This window comes from Vibrio pomeroyi, from assembly GCA_041879425.1.
Classification (GTDB): domain Bacteria; phylum Pseudomonadota; class Gammaproteobacteria; order Enterobacterales; family Vibrionaceae; genus Vibrio; species Vibrio pomeroyi_A.
This window is the reverse complement of sequence record CP090854.1, coordinates 151402-175816: the sequence shown is the minus strand read 5'-3', so window position 1 is coordinate 175816 and position 24415 is coordinate 151402. Positions and strand designations below refer to the sequence as shown.

Annotated in this window: 24 protein-coding genes; 8 read left to right on the top strand and 16 right to left on the bottom strand. The window is 41.2% G+C overall.

Features of this window, described 5'->3' with window-relative positions; all coding sequences use genetic code 11:
• Positions 1–183: 183 nt before the first annotated feature.
• Together L0992_00795 and L0992_00790 are read right to left on the bottom strand one after the other, a co-directional pair.
• Positions 184–822: a TetR/AcrR family transcriptional regulator gene (locus L0992_00795; protein ID XGB67305.1), complete on the bottom strand. Its 639-nt coding sequence runs from the start codon at positions 820–822 to the stop codon at positions 184–186.
• Positions 823–929: 107 nt separating this feature from the next.
• Positions 930–2093: a nucleotide sugar dehydrogenase gene (locus tag L0992_00790; GenBank protein ID XGB67304.1), complete on the bottom strand. Its 1164-nt coding sequence runs from the start codon at positions 2091–2093 to the stop codon at positions 930–932.
• A 152-nt stretch (positions 2094–2245) separates the two neighbouring features.
• Here L0992_00790 and rfaD point away from each other — a divergent pair, with 152 nt between their 5' ends.
• The 5 genes from rfaD (at position 2246) to L0992_00765 (ending at position 7328) form a co-directional block, all read left to right on the top strand.
• Positions 2246–3187 (top strand): ADP-glyceromanno-heptose 6-epimerase, encoded by a 942-nt coding sequence (rfaD, locus tag L0992_00785; GenBank protein ID XGB67303.1) that lies wholly within the window; start codon positions 2246–2248, stop codon positions 3185–3187.
• A 122-nt stretch (positions 3188–3309) separates the two neighbouring features.
• Positions 3310–4266: a lauroyl-Kdo(2)-lipid IV(A) myristoyltransferase gene (gene lpxM, locus L0992_00780; protein XGB67302.1), complete on the top strand. Its 957-nt coding sequence runs from the start codon at positions 3310–3312 to the stop codon at positions 4264–4266.
• An 11-nt stretch (positions 4267–4277) separates the two neighbouring features.
• Positions 4278–5480 carry an O-antigen ligase family protein gene (locus L0992_00775; GenBank protein XGB67301.1) on the top strand — a complete coding sequence of 401 codons (1203 nt, stop codon included), beginning with the start codon at positions 4278–4280 and terminating at the stop codon, positions 5478–5480.
• Entirely contained in the window at positions 5473–6225 is a 753-nt protein-coding gene (locus tag L0992_00770) for a glycosyltransferase family 25 protein (protein XGB67300.1), read from the top strand. Before L0992_00775 ends, L0992_00770 begins: the two co-directional genes overlap by 8 nt.
• Positions 6222–7328 (top strand): glycosyltransferase family 52, encoded by a 1107-nt coding sequence (locus tag L0992_00765; protein XGB67299.1) that lies wholly within the window; start codon positions 6222–6224, stop codon positions 7326–7328. The genes L0992_00770 and L0992_00765 overlap by 4 nt, the downstream gene beginning before the upstream one ends.
• A gap of 5 nt (positions 7329–7333) precedes the next feature.
• On the opposite strand, the gene pseI is transcribed toward L0992_00765, so the two are convergent.
• From pseI to L0992_00715, 10 genes are all read right to left on the bottom strand, one after another.
• The gene (gene pseI / locus L0992_00760) at positions 7334–8383 is read right to left on the bottom strand and encodes a pseudaminic acid synthase (protein ID XGB67298.1); all 1050 of its coding nucleotides are present in this window, start codon (positions 8381–8383) and stop codon (positions 7334–7336) included.
• Entirely contained in the window at positions 8376–8933 is a 558-nt protein-coding gene (pseH, locus tag L0992_00755) for a UDP-4-amino-4,6-dideoxy-N-acetyl-beta-L-altrosamine N-acetyltransferase (GenBank protein ID XGB67297.1), read from the bottom strand. The genes pseI and pseH overlap by 8 nt, the downstream gene beginning before the upstream one ends.
• Positions 8914–9984, bottom strand: a complete 1071-nt coding sequence (gene pseG / locus L0992_00750; protein ID XGB67296.1) for a UDP-2,4-diacetamido-2,4,6-trideoxy-beta-L-altropyranose hydrolase — start codon at positions 9982–9984, stop codon at positions 8914–8916. The genes pseH and pseG overlap by 20 nt, the downstream gene beginning before the upstream one ends.
• Complete coding sequence (locus L0992_00745; GenBank protein ID XGB67295.1) at positions 9984–10769, bottom strand: SDR family oxidoreductase; 786 nt, start codon at positions 10767–10769, stop codon at positions 9984–9986. The genes pseG and L0992_00745 overlap by 1 nt, the downstream gene beginning before the upstream one ends.
• A gap of 4 nt (positions 10770–10773) precedes the next feature.
• Positions 10774–12396: an aldo/keto reductase gene (locus tag L0992_00740; protein ID XGB67294.1), complete on the bottom strand. Its 1623-nt coding sequence runs from the start codon at positions 12394–12396 to the stop codon at positions 10774–10776.
• Positions 12393–13553 carry a UDP-4-amino-4,6-dideoxy-N-acetyl-beta-L-altrosamine transaminase gene (gene pseC, locus L0992_00735; protein ID XGB67293.1) on the bottom strand — a complete coding sequence of 387 codons (1161 nt, stop codon included), beginning with the start codon at positions 13551–13553 and terminating at the stop codon, positions 12393–12395. The genes L0992_00740 and pseC overlap by 4 nt, the downstream gene beginning before the upstream one ends.
• A gap of 8 nt (positions 13554–13561) precedes the next feature.
• Entirely contained in the window at positions 13562–14575 is a 1014-nt protein-coding gene (gene pseB / locus L0992_00730; protein XGB67292.1) for a UDP-N-acetylglucosamine 4,6-dehydratase (inverting), read from the bottom strand.
• A gap of 81 nt (positions 14576–14656) precedes the next feature.
• The gene (locus L0992_00725; protein XGB67291.1) at positions 14657–15736 is read right to left on the bottom strand and encodes a glycosyltransferase family 4 protein; all 1080 of its coding nucleotides are present in this window, start codon (positions 15734–15736) and stop codon (positions 14657–14659) included.
• 10 nt (positions 15737–15746) lie between these two features.
• The gene (locus tag L0992_00720; protein XGB67290.1) at positions 15747–16538 is read right to left on the bottom strand and encodes a glycosyltransferase family 2 protein; all 792 of its coding nucleotides are present in this window, start codon (positions 16536–16538) and stop codon (positions 15747–15749) included.
• 9 nt (positions 16539–16547) lie between these two features.
• The gene (locus L0992_00715) at positions 16548–17579 is read right to left on the bottom strand and encodes a UDP-N-acetylglucosamine 2-epimerase (GenBank protein ID XGB68659.1); all 1032 of its coding nucleotides are present in this window, start codon (positions 17577–17579) and stop codon (positions 16548–16550) included.
• 131 nt (positions 17580–17710) lie between these two features.
• Here L0992_00715 and waaA point away from each other — a divergent pair, with 131 nt between their 5' ends.
• A complete protein-coding gene (gene waaA, locus L0992_00710) occupies positions 17711–18976 on the top strand; it encodes a lipid IV(A) 3-deoxy-D-manno-octulosonic acid transferase (protein ID XGB67289.1) in 1266 nt (421 codons plus the stop codon).
• On the opposite strand, the gene L0992_00705 is transcribed toward waaA, so the two are convergent.
• Together L0992_00705 and L0992_00700 are read right to left on the bottom strand one after the other, a co-directional pair.
• Positions 18973–20082, bottom strand: a complete 1110-nt coding sequence (locus L0992_00705) for a hypothetical protein (protein ID XGB67288.1) — start codon at positions 20080–20082, stop codon at positions 18973–18975. The two genes, waaA and L0992_00705, sit on opposite strands and share 4 nt — an antisense overlap.
• Positions 20083–20805 carry a 3-deoxy-D-manno-octulosonic acid kinase gene (locus tag L0992_00700; protein ID XGB67287.1) on the bottom strand — a complete coding sequence of 241 codons (723 nt, stop codon included), beginning with the start codon at positions 20803–20805 and terminating at the stop codon, positions 20083–20085. It abuts the gene before it with no gap.
• 95 nt (positions 20806–20900) lie between these two features.
• On the opposite strand from L0992_00700, the gene L0992_00695 reads away from it, so the two are divergent.
• Together L0992_00695 and coaD are read left to right on the top strand one after the other, a co-directional pair.
• A complete protein-coding gene (locus L0992_00695) occupies positions 20901–21965 on the top strand; it encodes a glycosyltransferase family 9 protein (GenBank protein ID XGB67286.1) in 1065 nt (354 codons plus the stop codon).
• Between the two features lies 1 nt (position 21966).
• The gene (coaD, locus tag L0992_00690; GenBank protein ID XGB67285.1) at positions 21967–22449 is read left to right on the top strand and encodes a pantetheine-phosphate adenylyltransferase; all 483 of its coding nucleotides are present in this window, start codon (positions 21967–21969) and stop codon (positions 22447–22449) included.
• A 60-nt stretch (positions 22450–22509) separates the two neighbouring features.
• On the opposite strand, the gene L0992_00685 is transcribed toward coaD, so the two are convergent.
• Both L0992_00685 and mutM read right to left on the bottom strand, forming a co-directional pair.
• Positions 22510–23514, bottom strand: coding sequence for an NAD-dependent epimerase (locus L0992_00685; GenBank protein ID XGB67284.1), 1005 nt, complete (start codon positions 23512–23514; stop codon positions 22510–22512).
• A 91-nt stretch (positions 23515–23605) separates the two neighbouring features.
• Positions 23606–24415 (bottom strand): bifunctional DNA-formamidopyrimidine glycosylase/DNA-(apurinic or apyrimidinic site) lyase, encoded by an 810-nt coding sequence (gene mutM / locus L0992_00680; protein ID XGB67283.1) that lies wholly within the window; start codon positions 24413–24415, stop codon positions 23606–23608.

The following is a 24415-nucleotide window of genomic DNA, read 5'->3' as shown; positions in this document are numbered from 1 at the left end:
CTGGGGCCGCATTTATAAAAATCAGTCATTCCAGAAGTGAGGGACGAAATATCTGGAATCTCGCTGCTATATTGTTAACCTCGAAGATAAAGGGGATTCCCTATCATGCTCGTACCTCGCTGCAGGGAATGACGTCGAGGTTCATATACCACAACTCGAATCTACTCTTCCCGCTCCTCGTTTCTACTTGGAGTTCAACGCCCTTACGCCATCTTCCAATAATGTCAGCTGTTCAAAGCCTTGTGCTGTCGAAATTGGTTTAACGGTCGCTATCATCTGTAGCATACCTTGGTGAACAACTTGTTCAGTTATTTGGGCTTTTGGAGACATCGCAGACTGGTATCCTAACCAACCGGATGCAATCAAGTGAAGAGACGTCACCATCGACTTCATCTCTGAATCTGTCGCTTTCAGCAAATTCAATTCAACAAACGCTCTCATGATATCGACAAGGTTAGTTTGCAACCTTTCTTGAACAGCCATGTAATCGAGATGAAGTTGCTCATCGCGAGACAAAATTTCAGGAAGGTTTGCATAGAAGAATCGGTACTTCCACATCAGTGTGAAGATAGAATCTAAGTAGGTCTTTAGCAGCGTCAGGCTTTCTTGTTGGCCTTGAATCGGCGTGAACCTTTCAAGTAACTCTGTTGAATAGAGAGTGAAGATATCACGGACAATTTCTTGCTTGTTACGAAAGTGGTAGTAGAGGTTACCAGGGCTGATCTCGATGTGCTCAGCTATATGATTGGTCGTAATACTACGCTCGCCATGCTCATTAAACAGCTCTAAAGCAGCGTAAACAATCTTGTCACGTGTTTTCATTGATTATAAGTATCCCTATCCGTTTAGCGGTTCAGTATATCGCCACTAAACGGATAGATCGAGCTGTTAACATCTGGTCTAATTAGAATTAGTAAAATAGAGATGTATCAGTCGCTGCCAAACAGATCTCGCGTATACACCTTATCTGCAACGTCTGCGATCTCTTCTACCATTCTGTTAGAAACAATCACATCGGATACCGCTTTGAACTCAGCAAGGTCAGCATACACTTTTGAGTTAAAGAAGTGCTCTTCTTCCAGCACAGGTTCGAACACCACCACTTCGATACCTTTCGCTTTCAAGCGCTTCATAATCCCTTGAATAGAAGAGGCTCGGAAGTTGTCCGAACCTGCCTTCATGATCAAACGGTAGATACCCACCACTTTAGGAGCACGCTTGACAATAGAATCCGCAATGAAATCTTTGCGGGTGCGGTTAGCATCAACAATGGCACCAACAATATTGTTTGGCACATCTTGGTAGTTAGCTAATAGCTGTTTGGTATCTTTTGGTAGGCAATAGCCGCCATAGCCAAACGAAGGGTTGTTGTAGTGATTGCCAATTCGAGGGTCTAACCCCACACCTTCAATGATCTGACGAGAATCTAAACCATGTGCTTCCGCGTAAGAATCAAGTTCATTGAAATAAGACACACGCATCGCTAGATAAGTGTTAGAGAACAGTTTTACCGCTTCGGCTTCCGTCGAGTTGGTGAACAAAACATCGATATTCTCTTTTTCAGCACCTTCAACAAGTAGGTCGGCAAACACTTTAGCGCGTTCAGAACACTCGCCCACGATAATACGTGATGGGTTCAAATTATCGTACAGCGCTTTACCTTCGCGTAAAAACTCAGGGGAGAACATGACATTTTCGCAGCTCAGCTCTTGTTTGATACGCTCAGTATAGCCAACAGGTACCGTTGATTTGATAACCATCACTGCTTTAGGATTTACTGCCATCACATCTTTGATAACAGACTCAACGGAGCTGGTATCAAAGTAGTTATTTTTTGGATCATAATCGGTAGGCGTTGCGATGATGACAAACTCTGCACCTTCATACACTGATTTATCGGTCGTGGCTCTAAAGTTCAGCGCTTTATTTGCCAGAAAGTGTTCTATTTCAGCATCAACAATAGGCGACTGCTTGTTATTAAGCATTTTCACTTTTTCATCGATGATATCCACCGCGAGCACTTCATGATGCTGAGCTAACAACATCGCATTAGAGAGACCTACATACCCTGTACCGGCTACTGCAATCTTCATGATAATACCTATAGTTTTGAGCAATTAACTCAACAAAATTTATAACTTAGCTTGCCGTATCATACTCCGGTTGGGGAATTATTCCACTAGCCCGCCTTATCCATTCCTTGCTATACTCGTGATAGTTTTGTATTCAAAAGAGTTAGAGAATTATGATTATCGTAACCGGTGGTGCTGGCATGATTGGCAGCAATATTGTTAAGGCGCTTAACGAAGCGGGCCACAACGATATTCTAGTCGTCGACAACTTAAAAGACGGTAAGAAGTTTAAGAACCTTGTCGACTTAGACATCACAGATTACATGGATCGTGATGACTTTCTAACTCAAGTGATGGCTGGCGATGACTTCGGTCATATTGAAGCGATTTTCCACGAAGGCGCATGCTCTGCGACCACTGAGTGGAATGGCAAGTACATGATGCTTAACAACTATGAGTACTCAAAAGAACTGCTTCATTACTGTGTTGAGCGTGAAATTCCGTTCCTATACGCCTCTTCCGCTGCAACGTACGGTGAAACTGATACCTTTATCGAAGAGCGAGAATACGAAGGTGCATTGAACGTATACGGCTACTCAAAACAACAGTTTGATAACTACGTTCGTCGCCTAACGGCTGATGCAGCAGCGCACAACGAGACACTTTCACAAATCGTAGGCTTCAGATACTTCAATGTGTATGGTCCGCGTGAACAACACAAAGGTAGCATGGCATCCGTTGCCTTCCACCTAAACAATCAAATGAACGCCGGTGAAAATCCAAAACTATTTGCAGGCAGCGAAACCTTTAAACGTGATTTTGTTTATGTTGGTGATGTGGCAGCGGTAAACCTCTGGTTTTTAGAAAGTGGCGTTTCTGGCATTTTTAATCTAGGTACCGGTAATGCAGAGTCTTTTGAAGAAGTAGCAAAAGCCGTAGTCAAATTTCACGGCAAGGGAGAAATTGAAACCATCCCATTCCCAGAGCACCTAAAAGGCGCTTATCAAGAGTTCACTCAGGCTGACTTAACTAAACTACGTAATACAGGTTGTGATATTCAGTTTAAATCTGTCGCCGACGGTGTTGCTGAATACATGAAGCTTGTTAACGCATAATAAGTTATCAAATATTGGATTTAATGACGGAGTCTCTTGGTAGAACCGTCATTATAAAAATATGATCATTTCCTGAGTAACGAGCCCATAGTTCGCTCCCTTAATAAAACTGTAGTGTATTGATGACCACACAACGCAATGACTTTGACCCAAAAGCATACAACCCTGAGTTTGAATGGGGCTTTTTAGCACCGAAGTACTGGGGCACCTGGATCGCAGTACTGCTATCTTCGTTAGTTAGCTTTTTGCCTAATAGTATTCGTTTACTTATAGCTAAATTTATGGCTAGACAGGCCGTGAAAATCAAAAATAAAGCCAACCGTCGAGCGCGTGTAAACCTTGAGATGTGTTTCCCTGAGCAATCAATCGAAGAGCGTGAAGAAGTCCTTTATCAGTCATACGTTACATCTATCTCATTTTTGATGGGCTTTGCATCTCTCACACTCAAAAATAAAGATTGGTTAGAGAGCAATACTTCAATTAATGGCCTGAGCAACCTAACCGATATTACATACAGTGGCGACAATGTTATCTTGTTAGTACCACATACATGGGCTATCGACATCCCGGCAGTATTACTCGCGTCACGTAATCTACCAGTATCTGCAATGGCGAAAGCTCAGAAAAACAAGCTCAGTGACTGGCTGATGCATCGACAGCGCGTACAATACGGCGGTCGAGTTTATGACCGTAGCGGCGGTATAAAACCTTTCATCAAATCAGTGAGAGATGGCTACTTGGGTTATTACCTACCAGATGAAGATCTTGGCCGTGAACACAGTGTCTTCGTTGACTTTTTCGCGACTCAAAAAGCGACAATTTCTGGTCTCGGTCGACTATCTAAGCTCAGCAAGGCTAAAATTGTTCCACTATTCGCCCAATACGACAGTAATACTGGCCAGTATACTCTAGATTTCTACCCTGCCTTACCCTTCCCGACAGGAAGCGAAGAGCAAGATGCCCGCATGATGAATCAATGTATTGAAGATTATGTGAGTAAAAAACCTGAGCAATATATGTGGATCTTAAGACTGCTCAAGACTCGTCCTGAGAGCAATATAAATCCTTATAATAGTTAGCATACAAAGCGATGATAATTAAAAAAAATCATATATATACTGTTTTATTAGTATTACCATATTTTTTCTCTGTTACTGGTATGATGATATTAGGTGATGGTGATAAAAAATTAATCCCATTTATTTTGGTTAGTATTATAGTCAGTATTATTTTATTCAAAAAAACCATTATAGTACAAAATTTACGTCATCCTTTCATATGGATGTTGTGTACCTTATGTCTATATTCAATATTCAGCTATTATTATCATGGCGCAAGTTCTAGAGAACTTAGAGCATTAATTGGTATAACATTATTTCTATTATTTTTCCCTAACGAGTTACTGCAAAAGAAAACAATTCGTTGTATCCTTTTAACTGGTGGCTTGTTTATATGTGCCAATAGTCTTTATTTTAACGTATATGTCGGTATTGAACGTGATGCTGGGTACATTAACCCAATTCCTTATGCTACCGCTTCTGCTTTACTCTTTATCGCTGCTTTCTCTCTAGCAATAGAAAACTCAACATTTAAGAATAAGTTAATTAACACTTTCACAACGCTACTCTACCTGCCCCCTATTCTTTTGAGCGAAGCTCGAGGGGTTTGGCTAGCTTTATTGTTAAGCATTTCTCTCATAATATTTTTCAGGTGCGTGACAAACAAGCCATCTAAATATCAAGTTTTATTTTTCACAACTATAACTGCTATTTTACTTTCAGCTAGTTTGATTTTATTTAAGGACAAAATAAGCCAGAGATACAACCATACCGTTTATGAAATTAATAATATAAAATCTGGGAATTATGACACGTCTATTGGATGGAGGCTTCAGTTATGGAAGTTAGCACCAGAGTTTTATACGCAAAGCCCTATAATAGGCCAAGGTCATGGCGAAAGCTATAATAAAATATTAAAAGAGAAACTAGATAATAATACTATATCTCATTTTATTTATTATTATGCATCTAGCCATTATCATAATCAAATTATTGACAAGTTAGTTAAATCAGGAATAGTAGGACTATTGTTACTTAGCGGATTACTCGTTTTTCCACTACTAGCTTTAAATCATTTATTGATTTATGAAAAATTTATTGTTATTGGAGCAACATCTCTTTTCTTCTTTGCCGGTTTGACCGATGTTCCTTTTAACCACCCACAACCTTTAATACTGTATTTATTACTCTTAATCCCTATTTGCTCAAGATGTAAGAGAGTTACCAATGACTAAAATCTTTGTCATAAATTTAGAATCTTCCACAGAAAGAAAAGATAACATTAGTCGTCAACTAGATGAATTATCTCTTCCTTTTGAGCTTTTTTCTGCCGTAGATGGCAGAACATCTCCCCCTCACCCGTTGCTCAACCGTTATAATGATGATTTAAGCCAAACATACCGAGCAAAAACACTAAGCGCTGGTCAGTTAGGGTGTTATGCAAGCCATTATTTATTATGGCAAAAGTGCATTGAAATAAATCAGCCAATAATTGTAATCGAAGATGATGCACTTTTATTTAAAGAGAAGTTTCTTAATTTTATACAGGATATTCATGAAGTTCCTAAGCATATAGAATGTGTTCGGTTATTTAACAATAAGCGCCGTAAATTTAGTTCTTATTCTATCTTTGAGTGTAGCTCAACTAGCATACATAAGTTTACTAAAGGTCATATGAGTGCTACAGGTTATTTTCTAACGCCCTTAGGCGCAAAGAAACTACTTAATAATTCAAATGAATGGTATATGGCCGTCGATATTTACATGGATCGATTCTGGAAACATGGTGTTGAATGCTATGGAACTGAAGAGCCTTGTTTAACTAATGATCCTAAGTTCGACTCAGACATTGGCTATGCTAAGCGCACCACTACCCGAAGTTTTATTAAGAAGTGTAAGCGTGAATGGTTCAATTTAAGCGAAACTATTCAACGTCATTTTCATAACGTAAAGTTCAATTTTACGAGAAAAAAATCATGATACCTGTACATAAAGATATTTATGTCTGCTCAACGGTAAGACACTTATTACTTAGCCTGTATAAGGCGCAAGATGAGCCAAATCCGTCGACTATAATTTATTTCTACGATTTTCAAGGCGTTAATCCAAAAGAAATTGACATCACTCAATTACCAAGCAATATAAATTTAGTCTTGATGAATCGAGAGTCGCTAGTAAATCATATTAAAAATATCGGACATATTGGTAGATGTATATTATTTTTCTCTATGCGAGGGTGGGTAATACCTAGCTTCTTGAAAACCATATTGATAAACGCAATTTTAGAAAACAACAAAGATCTAGATTTAAGTGAGCCTATAAATAGACTTTTCTTATTCAATGACAATAATAAAATGTCTAGATTATTTAGACTACTAACAAATTCATACTCTATAATTGAAGATGGAATGGGAAATTATGTTGAGCATAAAATAGACAGCAAGGCAAAGAAAGCCGTTCGTTTCTTATCTAACCAAACACCTAACTTTCATGTGTTTGGTGAAAGAAAGCAATGTGAAAATATCTATGTCATCCATCCAGAAAGACTTCCAACTTCAGTTAAACACAAAGGAAAAAAATTACTTCTATCGAAAGATAAAGGAAACATATCATGTATTCAGCGATGCTTTAAGTTTGAAAGTACTCACAATTTAAACAAAAAGACACTGATCATCGCAACACAACCAATATTCAACAAATTAAGAGGCAAGCTTGCCGATAATAATTTCTTTTATAAAGTTTATGATTTAATAATATCCGAAAGTAGAGCTCAGGGGTTCGAACCAATATTAAAGCTTCACCCAAAAGAAGACCAACTAGACTACTCAATACTCAAAGAAGAAGGTGTAACCTTCTTATCAAACAAATTGCCATTGGAACTCTATTTACTATCTAGCATTGATAAGGTAAATATAATATCTATTAATTCATCTGCTGGCATTGGTATGGAAGATTATTGTTGTATCTATAAGTTAATCCCCGACAGTGACGTTCATAATTTCGTGAAAATATTAGTTGAATTGGAACATGATGAAAATAGCCTCAAAAAATTAATATCTTTAAGGCTATCTAACATCAATTGACGTATTTAAATTAGTAAATTCAAGGATAAGGGAGTTCCTGAATTTATCTTAATTAGAGCTTTTTTTCCTAGAACGTCTTCATAGTATTTTGGTGCCAAGCCAAAACCAGGTCTGATACTCCTAATGTTTTCAGGGGTCAACAATTCACCTTTCGCTATGTCTTTTACCACATATAAAGAGCGACGAAACTTAACATTACCTTTTTCAGCTTCTGTTCTTTCGTAGTTGACTTGTCCCATTGCTTGCCAAGCCGTTTTAGTATCTTTACAAAGCTCAGCAAGCTCATGAGGTTCAAGAGAAAAACTATCATCGGCACCACCACCATTTCGATCCATCGTGACATGCTTTTCTATCAAACACGCACCTAGAGTCACTGAGGCAACCGCAGTAGCATTGTCAATCGTGTGATCAGAAAGGCCTGACAAGACTTCGAATCGTTGTGATATATCGGCAATAGTTTTTAAATTGTATTGTTCAGCTGGTGCTGGATATCCACTTACACAGTGCAGTACAACTAATTCAGTACACCCATTGTCTCTTGCTGTTTTTACTGCTTCTGCAATCTCTTCCTCGTTGGCCATTCCGGTTGAAATAATCATCGGCTTACCGGTTTGAGCTACACGCTTAATCAAGGGTAAATCAACCACTTCAAAAGACGCAATTTTGTAAGCAGGTGCGTCAAGTTCCTCTAATAGGTCTACAGCTGTGAAGTCAAAAGGTGAGCTAAAGATTGTAACACCTAATTCTTTTGCTTTTTCAAACAAAGGCTTATGCCATTCCCAAGGCATATGCGCTTCTTTATACAACTCATACAGAGTTTGCCCATCCCATAAGCCGCCATGAATTTGAAACTCTTCCGAGTCACTATCCATAGTGATAGTTTCATGGGTATAGGTTTGAAGTTTAATCGCATCAGCACCTGCTTTTTTTGCTTCTTCCATAATCTGAAAAGCACGATTTATATCGCCATTATGGTTAGCAGAAAGTTCAGCAATAATATATGGAGGACAATTAGGACCAATTTCTCGATTATCGATGTATATGTTTTTATTCATTCTCTTCGTATACTCTCAATTTATCTTTCATAAGGTTTCTAATACCTTTCCACTCATCTGAAAAGATACCCAAATGTACTACATCGTGATATTCAGTCCCATTGAAGAAAGCATCTCGATGAGTACCTTCAACTTTAAAGCCAAATTTGGAGTGTAATTTCACCACTGGTTGATTAAAGCCTAAAACCTCACAGCGTAATTTGTGCAAATCTAATTCAGTAAATGCATGCTCTAGAGCTCGATATTCCATTAAAGATCCTGTACCTCTTACAGCATTGGGCGACGCATAAAATGCCCAAGAAGCGATTCCAGGGATTCGGTTTATATCAGTAAACCCAACAACACCTGATGGCTCTCCATTTAACTCTGCTAGAAAATATTCTTTTGAACTATCCTTGCACATGCTAGAAAACCATGACTTATGCTCATCCATAGTGATTTCATGAGAGGTGTACATATTTTTTCTAACATCTGGAGAGTTTCTCCAAGCAAGAATTTCTTCTAAATCATTTTCTTCAACTAGCCTAAATTTAATCACTCTTTGTTTCACGACAAAAGCTCTCCATTGTTTGAGCGACCTTATTCGCACCGAAGCCATCAACTTCAAAATCACTAAAAGGTTTGATGTAATCCCACCTTTCACATAAACGCGCTAGCTCAAGTGCATAAGTATCGGTACTCGTCGTTATACCTTCACCTAAGTATTCAACAAACCCTAAATCTGACAAGTGATTTGAAAGTATGACTTGATTCTCTGCTACGGAAACTATCGAGGCAGGAACTCTAAGACAAAACCGCTCCCAGTTACTTACTCCTGATGCGCCAATTGCATATTTGCTATTACTTAAAGATAAATCAAAACTTTCTAAATTTTTGTATATAGAAACATTGCTCTTTTGATTAAGCTTCATCAAAGCATCAAAACGAGGGTTGATTCTCCCCGTGATCAAAATAGTATTAAACGGGAGCCTCTTAAACTCATTTGCTGCAAGAATAAACTTCTCGCACTCATTTGTAGGATCTGTTCCACCAAAAAAGACTAAGAGTTGATTAGATATTGAATCTCGGGGCGAATCCCGCAATGTTGAAAAGCTCTCTCTTAAAAGAGCATATTCAGGACCAAGGAGCTTGGTAGCAGAACAATTCGAATATCTTTTTGAAATGTTCGGCCATAGGTTTTGGTCGAGAATGATATCACTACAGTGTTCACGGTTAAGGTCATCAATCGATAAAATAGCGCATGACAGCTTACCAATAACGATACTTTCCCATTCATGGTCCAGCGCATAGTGATCCACAATCACCCACTCGGAATAATCAACTTTAGATAGAAAGTCATTTGCATCTTCTTCAACGCTACGTTGAAGCCAAGCTTTATAATCAGCGCTATGGGAGGGAGTCATTTGTAGGCAAGAGGGAGTCAACTCTAATACGTCAAAACCTCTATCACGGATATATGTAATCATGTCCCCTGGTTGAGGTAGACATGCAAAATAGATTGAATAGCCCTGTCTTTTTAATGCATCCGCAAGAACTAAACAGCGCATGACGTGACCACTACTAATATGCAGTGAAGCATCCACTCTTATAACAACTTTCATTACCAAGCCGTCCAACCACCATCGGCAGCGATATCGGCTCCATTCACGAATGAACTAGCAGAGCTCGCTAAAAACACAACTGGGCCTTTCAACTCTGAAGCCATACCTACTCTTTGTAGAGGAACCTTATCAGCTAAAGACTGAACAAAATCAGGGTCGTTATTGTTCAGGTTAGGAAAAGGACCTGGTGATATTGAGTTAAAACGAATGCCCTCTTTGCCGAATTCACAAGCTCCATATTTAGTCCATTGAATCAAAGCCGCTTTTGCCACTCCATAAAATGGCGGATTTGAACCTTCGGGCGCACTGTAAAGACTTAAGTTTGGACTCACTTTACCGTACATCGATGCGATGTTAATAACAGATGCGTCACCGCACTCTTTAACAGCAGACCTTAAACAAGGTAACGCTCTCTGAAATAAATGATGCGCCGATTCGATGGTAATGGCGTAGGCCGATGTGTACTGCTCACTTGTCGAGGTCTCAATGGTTCCTCCAGTTCCAGCATACGCATTATTGATGATAACGTGCAACGGTCCTGAGTATCTCTCAAAGAAGGCATCGACTTGTTTGTGAACGGTAACGTCAAATACAGCAGCTTCAGCACTGAATCCTTTTAACGTTAACTGATTCACGAGCTCTTGCGCTTTTACCTCTGAACGAGAGTTGACTAAAACATGAGCGCCAGATTCAGCCAAACCAAAGCATATTTCTTTTCCTAAGTAACCCACTGCACCTGTAATCAACACAGACTTGCCTTCAAGGCTAAATAAACTATCTTTCATCTGTTCAACTCCACATAGCTGGATTTAGTGTTTTCTGCTCAAGTTTAAACGGTACTTTTAACGAAGCGTCAAATGCCACAGAGGGAGCATCAAAGCTGATCGCTGTGATGTTGTTTTCTAATTGCTCTCGACTTTCACACCCAAGAACAAGTGCATCAATCCAACTTTGGGAACAAGCATGCCTTATACATAACTCATAGATAGATGAGCAGTTATGTTGCGCAGCAGTATCAGTAAGCCACTGAATCACTTCTTGGTAATTTTCGACATGAGCATTGAGCCAACTGGTGGGGTTATCCGACAATAACAACCCTTGTAAAAAAACACTTCTTACGTGAATAGTTAAGTTACGCTTTGTCTTTTCAGCTAAGATTTTGTCTATCGAGGACTTCCACCTTTCATCCAATATATTAAATGGGAGTTGGATAAAAGATATTGAAGTGTTAGCGAGCGCGGCCTCTAACTCCATTGGATTCTGAACCGAAACACCTATCTCTTGAACTGTACCGAGCGCTTGTTGATGTAACAATTCTTCCAGAATCATTCCATCCCACAATGTCATGTGTTCAGCTCGATGCAACATCAATACATCAAGAGTGTTAGTTCCTAAAGCATGGCAAGAGCTGATGATTGAGTTGCGCACGGAAAGCCGCACCAAATCCAAGTTTGAATCTTTATTTGATGAAGAAAGAGGATCTAACTTAGTAATCACTTTACAACGGCCAGACCACCCTTGCTTGAGCCACTCTCCAATGACTTTTTCACTGACACCATAAGCTCTAGCGGTATCTATATAATAAACACCCGAACGAACGGCTTGCGATAACAGACTATGGGCATCTTCGGTGGTAGGTTGCCCAATACTATTGTTCACACCGTAATTGAGCCCTAATTGCGCCCCCCCTAATACAAGTTTGGCGACTCTTGAGTCCGCCCTCGCCTTAGGGCTTAGCTTCATACATAGCTCTAAAGCTGGTATCGCAACTGGGTCAACTATATTTTCAAAGACTTTAGCGACTTGCAGGTAATCATCCAAGCTATCTATAGTGCAGCGAAAACCCGTCAAATCCTCTTTAGTTCGAGGATTCATGTAATAGGCCCCCTCAAACTTTCGTCGAATATAAGGGGTCACATGTTCACAATCAAAATCAGAAGCCGTCGCTCTTAAAGCCTCTCTAAGGTACGCCAAGCGCGTAACTTCCGCTGCAAGTCCATAAGGTAAATTAGATTGTTCCCCATTTGCACATATGTAGTCGAGACCATTAGCAATAAACTGAGCAATAACATCTTCGATAAACTCGGCGTCTGGAAACACATTATCAGCCGTCAAGCGCACCACTATTGTATCTTCAGGATAACCTTGAAACGCCTCTACGAACCGACTTAACACATTATTTAAATCACCACGAAAACAATCTACGGAGTGTTGAGTAAGTACTGAAGCCAAGTAGTCATCCGTTGACTCGTTCGACGTTAAAACGCAAACATCAAAATTCTTATCGCGCCCAGCTCTTTTAGCAGCCAAGACAGAAATAGGCATACCACCAATTGGCAATAGTACTTTTCCAGGCAACCGACTAGAGTTAGTTCGGGCTTGAATAGCAACGACTATTCTCGCTTCGCTCATGACAGCAGAACCTTTTCTAAGACAATTTTCACTTGATCCTGCTGTTCAGTCGTCATCATATGAAACATTGGAAGCGAAATAGCCTCTCTATAATAGCTTTCAGACTCTGGATAATCACCTTCAGAAAAGCCCATAGATTGATAGTACGGCTGTGTATACACAGGAATATAATGCAGATTTACACCGATTCCATTTTCACGCAAAGCATCAAATACTTGCTTGTGGGTTAATGATATTTCATCGACTTTCAGGCGTATGACGAACAGATGAAGGCCAGAATAGGTATCTTCAAGCTGGTGAGGGAGCACAATAGGTAACGTCGATAGTATTTCATTGTAGCGTTTTGATAAAACATGACGGGCTGAAACAAAATCGTCAAGACGTTGCATCTGGCTCACGCCCAACGCCGCTTGCAGCTCTGTCATGCGATAATTGAAGCCAAGATCTACCTGTTGGTAATACCAACCACCATGAGACTCACCTCGCATCAACTCCGAATCTCGCGTAATACCATGACTACGCAATAGTGCCATCTTGTCAGCCAGCTCTTTACTGTTTGTAAGAGCGGCACCACCTTCGGCAGTTGTCACGATTTTTACTGGGTGGAAACTAAACACCGTAATGTCTGAATATTCGCAATTCCCTATCGGCTGACCTTTATAACGGCCACCAATCGCATGTGACGCATCTTCAATGACTTTAAAGCCATACTCTTTTGCCAGCTTACCAATGGCAGCCATATCACAAGGCTGTCCGCACAAATGCACTGGTACAACGACCTTTGGCAGCTTGCCTTCGGATTTTGCTTTAATTAGCTTCTCTTCAAGACGTTTAGGACACATGTTGTACGTATCTGAGTCAATGTCGACAAAGTCGACTTTTGCACCACAGTACAAACCACAGTTTGCAGATGCGACAAAAGTGACCGGAGATGTCCACAACCAGTCACCTTGCCCCAAACCTAACGCGAGACAAGCAATGTGCAATGCCGAAGTGGCACTGTTAACTGCCAATGCATGGCTCACGCCAGTATGTTCAACCAACGCACTCTCGAACGCAGGAACCTGAGGCCCCTGTGTTAGAAAATCTGACTTTAAAACGTCCAACACACCGTCAATATCTTGCTGATTGATATCTTGTTTACCGTAAGGAATCACTTTTCATCTCACACTGTAAAATTTGGATCAACGTGCTCTTTAATTAATTCACGTAAGCCTGCAATCGTTTCCCACTCTGTATTGGTGCCTGAGTTATACTTAAAACCAAATGGGACTTTTTCAGCTTTGTGATGATTCATATATTCATCTTCTGTATATGTAAAAGATACAGAAGGAAGGATCGCGTAATAACGACCTAGATCAATCGTATTAAGAGAATCGGTATCAGTGATCATTTCTTCATGAAGTTTTTCACCAGGGCGAATACCTACAACCTTAGTTGCCATACCTGGCGCAATAGCTTCAGCGATGTCTAGAATTTTATATGAAGGAATCTTAGGAATAAAGATCTCACCACCCAAATGATTTTCAAGCGCATACATAACCATATTGACACCATCTTGAAGAGAGATGTTAAAGCGGGTCATATCTTCATGAGTAATTGGCAGTACACCTTCTTCTTTCTTTTGCATGAAGAATGGAATAACAGAGCCACGAGATCCCATCACATTACCGTAACGAACTACACTAAAACGAATATCTTTCGAACCTTTAATATTATTCGCAGCAGCAAACAGCTTATCTGAAGCCAATTTTGTCGCCCCATATAGGTTAATTGGTGCGCACGCTTTATCGGTCGAAAGCGCCACAACATTATTCACACCACACTTTAAGGCTGCATTAATTACATTCTCTGCACCATCAATATTCGTTCTAATGCATTCTGTCGGATTATACTCAGCAGTATCGACCTGTTTAATTGCTGCTGCATGAATAATTACATCCACACCTTCACACGCCTGTATCATACGCTCACGATCACGAACATCACCGATAAAAAAACGTAATTGAGGAAAATCCTTATGTGGATATTGTTGCTTGATTTCAAACTGTTTTAGTTCATCACGAGAAAAGATAATGATCTTTTTTACATCTTGATATCGTTCAAGAATTGTTTTAATGAATTGCTTACCAAATGAACCAGTGCCACCGGTAATTAATATTGTTTTGTTATTTAGCATACTCAACTACTCTAATATATTTCTACTTCTCTAAGTTTTTAAACTTAGGTACTTGAATTCCAAATTGATATTTAGCTACTTTTAGCTGGCTAACAACTTCTCAAAAAATTCTAGATGCTTCTTCACTGTCACTCGAGAACTGAAGCTTTCATCTAAGCGCTTCTTAGCCGCTTCACTCATTGTTGTGCATTTGGCCTTGTCTTGCGCTAGTTTGTCCATCGCCTCACCTAACGCTTTAGCGTCACCAGTCGGGACAATATAACCAGTCTCACCATCTACAACGAGCTCAGGGGCTCCACCAGTAGTTGTCACCACAGAAGTTGTGCCATTAGCCATGGCTTCTACAATCGTACGCGGTAGCCCCTCTCCGCTGATCGATGGTTGAACTTGAAAGTCAGCCATACACATAATTGATGGGATGTCTGTACGGTGGCCAATATAATGAATTCTTTCACTCATTGGGCTCGATTTCATCTCATCAAAGTGAGGCTCATAGCCACTACCCGCTAAGATTAAATGGAAATTGGGTGCCGTAATGTATTTGGTCGCTTCAAGCAAAACGGAAATACCTTTACTTGGCCTTACGTGCGCTGCAGTAATCGCAACGACATCCTCTTCACTCAAACCAAATTCAGATCGCTCAGTTGGTGGTACCGTGTACCAATCCAATTCATGCCCTTTGTATATGGTAACAACGTTATCTTTGTTCTTCCAAACGCGCTTCACTACATCCTGTCGCACTGCTTCAGACACACACACAATGCCATCCACACGAGGATGAAGCTGAGTTAGGTAAGCGCTTGGGTCATGTCGATACAGCCCGCCAGTAGTTCCTCGATAAACAACCAACTTAACGTCAAAACCAATACACGCAAATGCTGCATTTGGGATGGTCTTAGAGTTAAAAGCATAGCAGATGTCGTAATTGTGCGTTCTTAACTCATGACGGATCTTTTTAATGGTATCAAAACAAATTTTACGTTTCGGATAGCCATCGACCACTCGGATGCCGTAATCTTCTAGCCTAGATACGTGCTCAGATTCTCCCTGAGTCATAATCGTCACTTGGTGCCCTTGACGAGCTAGCTCGATAAAAATCGCAGCTTCTGGACGCAAACTGTTCCATGCATGTAAGTAAGATGCACAAACTAAAATCTTCATCTATCGGTTCCTATTTAGCTTGGTCTGTTGAACGGTCTTCTGAGCGATTTTCAAGAATCCACAAACCGACATATTTATTGAAATTGACTTGAGCGTAAGTCATCGCCATGATGAAACCGACACTGCCATCCATAAAGCCACGACGGATTATATAAACTAAGAAGAACGTCCATATCGCTCTTAAGAGAGCGAGGAATAGGCCATGGGATCTCTTACCTTTACGGTGATATTTTTGAGAACCAAGCCAAGCGTATTGCGCCGCTTTATCTAAACCATGACCATAATCTCGGTGGGTATAATGGAGCAAGTAGCCTTTAAGGGTACCCGTCGTTCCTTGTTCCGGTACAACAGTTTCGTGCACTTCATCCAAGGTATATCTAGAGCCTTCTCTTTTGAAGAGCCTCAACACAGCACGAGCACTGCGGCCATGCTTAAGCGTTGTGCCATAGAGCGTTACTCCCCAAGGAAGTTTGTAAGCAGTATGTTTGATTTGATCTTGTTTTAATAATTCAACAAGAGCCTTGCTCATTTCAGGGTCTAAAGCTTCATCCGCATCGATTGATAAAACCCAATCACATGTCGCTTTGTCTAACGCTCGTTGTTTTTGCTTACCAAAGCCCGGCCAGTCTGTGATAGTCACGTTATCTGTGTATTTTTGGCATATCTCAACGGTTGCGTCCGTTGATCCGCTGTCTAACACAATTAGCTCATCGGCAATATCAACTACAGATTTAAGGCAAGTTTCAATACGGTCTTCTTCATTCTTGGTAATAACAATGACAGACAGGGTATGTTTTCTCATTATTCAGCCCTAGAATTTCCAATAGTTTAATGATTTACGGATTTTAAAGTTACGAATCCAGTTTTTTGGCTTTTTATCCTGCCAGCCGCTTTCTAGTACATCCGTAATCGCACTCAAAACTCTAGCTGAGGATTGACCGTCCAAATATGGCGTTATTGATGGACCATAGTTAATGATAGCTTTGTCTCTTACTTCATCCGGTAGCATCGCTTGTTGGATTGCTGATTCTAACTGCTCCGCTTGGGTAATATTGATGAAGCTCGCTTGAGGATCTCGGTTATTTACCGTAACAACAGGCTTATTGAGCAACAAAAACTCTTGAAATATCGATGAGTTGTCACACACCATCACATCAGCACGATGCTGCATTTCAATCACTCGATCATTGTCGAAGAACAGAAGGTTATCGCCTTCCAACGCCTGGTATTTTTCTCGTGTATCTTGCTTCATTTTAGGATGCAGTGTGACTAACCATTGCCACTGACTCAGTTTGCTTAGGCGTTTAAGCTCTTCATAAACCAATTCAGCACAAGATAAGCTTGGCGAAAAAGTGGAAGCGAATAGAATTTGAGGTCTATCAAAATGACTCTCACTAGCTTGGTAATTAAACAAGCTATCTAGCTTCAACCATCCGGTCTCTTTGACTTGAAAATAGCCACGCTGCTTAGCTAACGGTTCCAACGAGTTGGTTCTTTCATGACCTTCTGTGCAATACAAGTCAAATAGACCACGCTCAGGATATAAGTTCCCTCGTTTACTCTCATTCAAACCGTGAAACACTTGCACCTTCAGCCCTGGAATAAAAGCAGGAACGCGATCTCCGGGTACTAAAACAGCAGAAGGATTATAGGCAACAGCTTCCGCCAAAGACACATGCTGTTCTTGCTCTAATAAAAGATGTTCAGAAGCATCCTCACCAACGAGCAACCATTTTACGTCATGGCCAAGTTGCTTCGCGTAGTTATAAAATGGACGAAGGATAGCAAATGAGTAGTTTTGCTCAACATAGAGCAAGAAACGATAGGATTGAGCGGTTTGCATAAGCGATGAGATAGAGTTCACCATTTCCGTTTGAAAGTGCACTAAGCATTTAATTATAACGCTCTTTACTTTCGAGATTGAAGAAAATACTCTTCTGATTACTTATTTTACCCTCTGGTGTCACTGTTCTTATGCTTATACGACTTATATACACTCTTATATTGTCATTGGCCTCTCCACTACTCCTCTATGGGCTTTATAAGAGCAAACCCGGAAAGCCAAGTTTCGGTAAGCGCTGGAAAGAACATTTCGGTATCACGCCGCAAGTTCAAGGTAAAAGCCCTATCTGGATTCATGCGGTGTCGATGGGTGAATCTATTGCTGCGATCCCTATTATCAAACAGCTGAAGCAGCGAGATCCAAATCAAGCAATCATTGTTACCACAACGACCAGCACAGGTGCTGAGCAAATAGAAAAGCTTGGTGATTTGGTCGAGCATCGCTACATGCCGATTGATTTTTCTTGGTGTGTACGAGGCTTCTTGAAAACTGTTCAGCCTAAACAGATGCTAATCATGGAAACAGAATTATGGCCAAACACACTGCACTGCGTCGCGAAAGCTGGGATTCCTATTTCAGTACTCAACGCTCGCCTATCTGAGCGCTCGTGCCAGCGCTATGCTAAATTCCAATCCGTTTTTAACCTTCTAGCGAAAAACCTTTATCAAGTACTCTGCCAACACCCTAGTGATGCAAAACGCTTCGTAAGGCTAGGATTAGATAAAGCATCAGTGCATGTGACGGGCTCAATCAAGTTTGATATTGAAATCTCTTCTGAACAAGTAGAAAAAGGTAAAGCTTTGAGGGAGCAAGTCGGCTTTCATCGTGATGTCTGGATTGCTGCGAGCACTCACCAAGGTGAAGATGAAATTGTTTTAGATGCCCATAGGCAACTTCTTAAAGACAACCCTAGTGCGCTACTGATGATCGTGCCTCGCCACCCAGAGCGATTTAACCAAGTGTCTGAGCTAGCTCAACAGCACGACTTCAACACGATCACTCGAACGAGTCAGCAGCCAATAACGTCTGATGCTGAAGTCTATATAGCTGATACAATGGGAGAAATGTTAGTACTACTCGGCGGCGCTGATGTGTGCTTTATGGGAGGAAGCCTTGTGGGCGATAAGGTAGGTGGCCACAATCTTCTAGAACCTGCAGCACTACAGTTACCTTTACTCAATGGCCCTAGCTATTTTAACTTCAGCGAGATCACAGACAAACTACTTGAAGCTCAAGCCGTCACTATTTGTCAAAACAGTAATGAAATTGCAGGCCAGCTAAGAGAGCTATTCACTCAGCCTGACTTGCGTAAAAACAGAGGCTTAGCGGCTTATCAAGTGATTGAGCAAAACCGAGGTGCATTGCTCAATACACTCATAAAAATAGAAAGCTGTTAACTGTATATATCATTCAAAACTTGATACTTTTGTGAAAATCGACGTCTAATTATTTGTCGGTTTTCATCAGTAGCTTTAGGTTTATTCTCAAAGCTCAGTGGTATTTCAGCCAAAGTGTTGTAGCCGTTAACTGAGATTCCTTCGGACTCTGTCATCTCAATGAAATTAGGGGTTTCAACTTTCACATGGATTGCACCATTACCACCAGAAATAAAGCTCCTAGCCGTGCTCATGCTCCCTCTTCCTTGTAAGATAATATCGGAGCAAGACATGATCAATGCATTGTAATTAATATTGTTTGTTGGTGTTACATAGCTGATATCAACTACACATTTCATCTTAAACAAGGCCAAAAATGCATCGATAATGATCCTAGAAAACACTCTTTTAGGTTTAACGAAAACTAACAATTTATGTTGATTTAAAACTCCAGCTATACCTAAATGATAGATAATTGACAAAATTTCAAGCACAGAAAAAGTGTCAGCTTTTGCGCCTATTAATATCTTATTTTCTGGTCGAGTTTCTTCTATGTACTTAGATTGCATACATTCAAATTCATCCCACAGCTCACTGGGCATCGATTTAAAAGCATCCCTTGCGTCATAAAAATTGAGTTCTCTTCGCTTCAGAATTTTTTCAAGTGAGGGACGGAAGTAGGGTTCTGGCGCAATAAAGTTAATAACTTTGCTCAGGACAAATAAGCAGTCTTCATTAATCTGATTATTTCTCGTTTGAATTAAACTGCCTTTCTTTTCGATTGTTTTGAGCCAACGGGCTACTTCATCATCTGTCAGGTGAACATATAGTTTGTCGGTAAACTCATCTGAGCATTCCAGAAGGCTCTTCAAAAAAGGGGCATTACTTAACCCTAAGCTAATCGAGGTTACTGTTTTACAACTAGCAAGAGCAGCTAAGTCTACCGCTCGATAGTTTAATAACTTTACATTCGTACCTTTTAAATGAGTATCCTGAACATTTTCAGACAAAGATATTAGAATGATATCTTCTTCTCTAATCGAGCACTTTCTAACAAGTACATCAATATATAATTTAGTAAAAACATGATTTTCAAAACCAACGATGATGTTTTTATTTAAGAACATTTACATAACTCCCAACATGTATCCATCATTTAAGTATCCCCAAGCCGACTCTTGCCATTGAATCTGGCGCTTGTTCACTTCTTTTAGGAATGAGCGCTTTAAGCGATTCAAGTTGCCTTCTTTCCAATCATCACCCGCTTGCTGACCACACTTGTCAAAGTCAATAATCCACACCTTTTTTGAATCATCAAGCAGGATATTATGAATGTTGAGATCAGTGTGATTAACCCCAGCATCGTGCATTTTACGTATTTCTTGGCCAATTTTTTGATAGGTATCCGCACCTATCGGGTTAGCAACCAATACATCAACCAGATCTTTCGCATTGGGAATTCGTTCCGACATCAGATCTGCACGATAAAATAGTCCGCTTTTCATCGCCCGAGCCGCAATAGGCCTAGGTACATTAACGCCAGCATTAGCTAATAGATTAAGAACATTAAGTTCCATCGCGCAACGCGTACTTTCCCAATCTGAAAATCGGTACTGGTCTTCAATGAGTTTGCCAAATAGCCCACCACGGCGATAGTGACGCAACGCAGCTTGCAGTCCATCAAGCTGAATAAACCAGGTGGTACCGCGCCCCTGTGCACTCCCTGAAATAGCCTCACGTTGCTGCCAGTATTCTGCCTCAAAGATCTGAACCATCTCACCCTCCGGCACTTGCGCCAGAAGCTCAGAGTCATACCAAATTGTTTGGTTCTTAGTGTTAATCTTTTCCATCTATGAGGCCTTTGGGTCGCTTTTCGTCATTGCTATTTTACAACTAATGAGAGTATCTGCATAATTCTGATGTTATTCACTTTTTCGGACTCTTTATGTCACTGTTCTCAACTGCACCTCAATCTCTTTGCATACTTCGCCTATCCGCGATTGGCGATGTTTGTCATGCTATTTCTGTGGTTCAAGCCATCCAGAAGCAGTGGCCTGAAACGAAAATTACTTGGATAACCGGAAAAATAGAAGCCATGCTGATCGGCGACCTGCCGGGTATTGAAGTCGTTGTTTTCGATAAGAAACAAGGCTTCAAAGGGATGCGTGAATTATGGCGCCAACTGTCAGATCGAAAATTTGATGCACTGCTACACATGCAAGCTGCACTCAGAGCCAGCGTACTTTCCTGGGGAATAAAGGCAAAGTGTAAGGTGGGCTTTGGCAAAAACCGTACTCGTGAAATGCAATCACTCTTTACTAATCGCCATCTGCCTATTTCAGATAAGTTTCATGTATTAGATAACTTTGCCGAGTTTGCTCGCTACATTGGTGTGCCCTTCGATAAACCCCAATGGGATATTCCTTTAACACCGGAAGACGAACAACTAGCCATCGACACCATGGCTGGAAAACAAACCTTAGTTATCTCCCCTGCAGCAAGCAAAGATTCACGTAACTGGTTAACTGATCGATATGCCGCTATTGCCGATTATGCAGTAGAAAAAGGGATGCAAGTGATACTGTGTGGCTCTCCTGCTCCACGAGAAGTAAACCTTGGTAAAGACATCGAAACGCTATGCCAATCTCATGTCATCAACTTAATTGGCAAAACTAACCTAAAGCAACTCACCGCTGTACTCAAGCATGCGACCGTGGTAATCGCACCAGATACCGGCCCAGCACATCTAGCGACGACACAATCAACACCTGTTATCGGGTTATACGCACACAGCGATCCGCGAAGAACAGGGCCCTACAATGACCTTGATATCGTAGTCAGTGTGTACCAACAACACGTAGAGGCGCAACAAGGGAAACCGGTTAAAGACCTTCCATGGGGCACTCGAGCAAAAGGCGATGATTTAATGAAAGACATCACGCTCGACATGGTACAGCAGAAACTAGACAAAGCTATAAACTCTATTAAAACACCAAGCAAGGACAGCTAATATGACTACACACGTTATCTACCCAGGCACTTTCGATCCGGTAACCAATGGTCACCTCGATATTATCGTCCGTGCTGCAAGCATGTTTGATCATATCACCGTCGGTGTCGCCGCGAGCCCAAGTAAAAAAACCATGTTTAAGTTAGATGAACGAGTAGAGCTGTTGCGTGATGCAGTGTCTCACCTACCTAACGTATCTGTTGAAGGCTTTTCTGGTTTGCTTGTCGACTTTGCCAAAGAGCAGAGAGCTAACGTATTGGTACGTGGCCTAAGAACAACTATGGATTTTGAGTACGAGTTCGGTCTCACCAGCATGTATCGCAAACTCCTACCCGGACTTGAAAGCGTGTTTCTAACCCCTTCAGAAGAGTATGCTTTCCTCTCTTCAACGATTGTTCGTGAAGTCGCGATTCACGGCGGAGATATAAGTCAGTTTGTGCCACAAAAAGTCGCAGATGAAATTAAACGAAAAACATTAAAATAAACCTCCCTTCAAAAAAATAGCGCCCATTGAGCGCTATTTTTTAATTACTGTAATTGGGGTTTACAGTGAGTAGTAAGCTTTATACCAATCCGCGAATGCTTTTGCGCCTTCTTGGATCTTCACTTGAGGCTTGTAGCCAACTGCTTCAAACAGATCCTCAGTATCGGCGTAAGTTGCGTATACATCGCCAGGTTGCATTGGCATGAAGTTCTTCTTCGCTTCAACACCAAGTGCACTTTCAAGCGCTTCGATGTAATCCATCAATTTAACTGGGCTACCATGGCCGATGTTGAACACACGGTATGGTGCAGAGCTAGTTGCTGGCGAGCCTTGCTCAACCGTCCAATCTGGCTGTTTTTCTGGAATGCGGTCTTGCACACGAATAATACCTTCAACAATATCATCGATATAAGTGAAGTCGCGCATCATGTCGCCATTGTTATAGATGTCGATCTCTTTGCCCGCTACGATTAAGTTCGCAAACTTAAACATCGCCATATCAGGGCGACTCCAAGGACCATAAACCGTAAAGAAGCGCAAGCCTGTCGTCGGTACGTCATATAGATGCGAGTAAGTGTGTGCCATCAACTCATTCGACTTCTTAGTCGCAGCATACAATGAGATAGGGTGGTCAACGCTGTCTGCCGTGTGGAATGGCATTTTCTGGTTCAGGCCATATACCGAGCTAGATGAGGCATAAACTAAGTGTTCGACCTTGTTATGGCGACAACCTTCCAAAATAGCCAAATGACCAACAAGGTTACTATCAGCATATGCCATCGGGTTATCGATTGAGTAACGAACGCCAGCTTGCGCCGCTAAATGGATAACGCGGTCAAATTTTTGCTGTACAAAAAGCTCAGCGATACCTTCTCTATCCGCAAGGTCAAGCTCGATAAAGGTAAGGTTTTCATGTTCGATACGTTTAAGGCGGTCATGTTTCAGAGAGACTTCGTAGTAGTCATTTAGGTTATCGATACCAATAACCTCATGCCCTGCTGCACATAGCCGCTCTGACACTGCAGAGCCAATAAAACCAGCAACGCCAGTTACTAAATATTTCATTCTACTATTCTCAATTCGTATAATTATTGCAATTGTAGCTACTAGACCGTATATCTACTAGCTTAAAAAAGTGAACATAAGTTCAGTTTTTCTATACTTGGCATTGAGAGCAAAAAAACGTATTCCTTTGCCCTATTTTTTGCTCTTCAAGCTTCTCACCACAACTCGGGCACTCTTCACCCGCTTTTCCGTACACTTGCAGCTCTTGTGCAAAGTATCCGGGCTTGCCATCTGCTTGTGCGAAGTCTTTAAGCGTAGTGCCGCCTTGTTTGATAGCGGTAGCAAGCACTTGCTTGATCTCTTTGGTTAACAAGACCCATTCTTCTTTTGTTACTTTGCTTGCGGGGCGCAAAGGATGGATTCGTGAAGAAAATAGCGCTTCGTTAGCGTAGATATTCCCGACACCCACAACAACTTTGTTGTCCATGATGAACTGCTTGACGGCAACTTTTCGCTTTCCGGCCTTCTCGGCTATGTATTCGGCGTTAAAGTCGTCAGTTAGCGGCTCAGGACCAGATCCCAGCAAGACAGGATGAATTTCATCAGGCGCCGACCATAACCACGCTCCAAAGCGACGAGGGTCGTTATAGCGCAGCACCTTACCATTAGTGAGCTTGAGATCCACGTGATCATGTTTTGCTGCAGGGAAATCCGCATCTAATACGCGCAGTGAGCCAGACATACCAAGATGCACAATGGCAGTGCCGGTATCGGTTTCAATCAACAAGTACTTGGCACGACGCGAGATGGAACGAATCACCTGCCCTTCTAACAACTTAAGCTCTTGCGGGATATCCCAACGCAACTTAGGCGTACGAAAGGTAAGAGTCTTGATGGTCTCGCCGACTAAATGAGGCGAGATCCCCATGCGGCTCACTTCGACTTCGGGTAATTCAGGCAT

What these genes read in the sequence shown, in the direction of transcription:
- L0992_00795 (XGB67305.1), bottom strand. Translation starts at nt 822, where the DNA reads ATGAAAACACGTGACAAGATTGTTTACGCTGCTTTAGAGCTGTTTAAT.
- L0992_00790 (XGB67304.1), bottom strand. Translation starts at nt 2,093, where the DNA reads ATGAAGATTGCAGTAGCCGGTACAGGGTATGTAGGTCTCTCTAATGCG.
- rfaD (XGB67303.1), top strand. Translation starts at nt 2,246, where the DNA reads ATGATTATCGTAACCGGTGGTGCTGGCATGATTGGCAGCAATATTGTT.
- lpxM (XGB67302.1), top strand. Translation starts at nt 3,310, where the DNA reads ATGACCACACAACGCAATGACTTTGACCCAAAAGCATACAACCCTGAG.
- L0992_00775 (XGB67301.1), top strand. Translation starts at nt 4,278, where the DNA reads ATGATAATTAAAAAAAATCATATATATACTGTTTTATTAGTATTACCA.
- L0992_00770 (XGB67300.1), top strand. Translation starts at nt 5,473, where the DNA reads ATGACTAAAATCTTTGTCATAAATTTAGAATCTTCCACAGAAAGAAAA.
- L0992_00765 (XGB67299.1), top strand. Translation starts at nt 6,222, where the DNA reads ATGATACCTGTACATAAAGATATTTATGTCTGCTCAACGGTAAGACAC.
- pseI (XGB67298.1), bottom strand. Translation starts at nt 8,383, where the DNA reads ATGAATAAAAACATATACATCGATAATCGAGAAATTGGTCCTAATTGT.
- pseG (XGB67296.1), bottom strand. Translation starts at nt 9,984, where the DNA reads ATGAAAGTTGTTATAAGAGTGGATGCTTCACTGCATATTAGTAGTGGT.
- L0992_00745 (XGB67295.1), bottom strand. Translation starts at nt 10,769, where the DNA reads ATGAAAGATAGTTTATTTAGCCTTGAAGGCAAGTCTGTGTTGATTACA.
- L0992_00740 (XGB67294.1), bottom strand. Translation starts at nt 12,396, where the DNA reads ATGAGCGAAGCGAGAATAGTCGTTGCTATTCAAGCCCGAACTAACTCT.
- pseB (XGB67292.1), bottom strand. Translation starts at nt 14,575, where the DNA reads ATGCTAAATAACAAAACAATATTAATTACCGGTGGCACTGGTTCATTT.
- L0992_00725 (XGB67291.1), bottom strand. Translation starts at nt 15,736, where the DNA reads ATGAAGATTTTAGTTTGTGCATCTTACTTACATGCATGGAACAGTTTG.
- L0992_00720 (XGB67290.1), bottom strand. Translation starts at nt 16,538, where the DNA reads ATGAGAAAACATACCCTGTCTGTCATTGTTATTACCAAGAATGAAGAA.
- L0992_00715 (XGB68659.1), bottom strand. Translation starts at nt 17,579, where the DNA reads ATGCAAACCGCTCAATCCTATCGTTTCTTGCTCTATGTTGAGCAAAAC.
- waaA (XGB67289.1), top strand. Translation starts at nt 17,711, where the DNA reads ATGCTTATACGACTTATATACACTCTTATATTGTCATTGGCCTCTCCA.
- L0992_00705 (XGB67288.1), bottom strand. Translation starts at nt 20,082, where the DNA reads ATGTTCTTAAATAAAAACATCATCGTTGGTTTTGAAAATCATGTTTTT.
- L0992_00700 (XGB67287.1), bottom strand. Translation starts at nt 20,805, where the DNA reads ATGGAAAAGATTAACACTAAGAACCAAACAATTTGGTATGACTCTGAG.
- L0992_00695 (XGB67286.1), top strand. Translation starts at nt 20,901, where the DNA reads ATGTCACTGTTCTCAACTGCACCTCAATCTCTTTGCATACTTCGCCTA.
- coaD (XGB67285.1), top strand. Translation starts at nt 21,967, where the DNA reads ATGACTACACACGTTATCTACCCAGGCACTTTCGATCCGGTAACCAAT.
- L0992_00685 (XGB67284.1), bottom strand. Translation starts at nt 23,514, where the DNA reads ATGAAATATTTAGTAACTGGCGTTGCTGGTTTTATTGGCTCTGCAGTG.
- mutM (XGB67283.1), bottom strand. Translation starts at nt 24,415, where the DNA reads ATGCCTGAATTACCCGAAGTCGAAGTGAGCCGCATGGGGATCTCGCCT.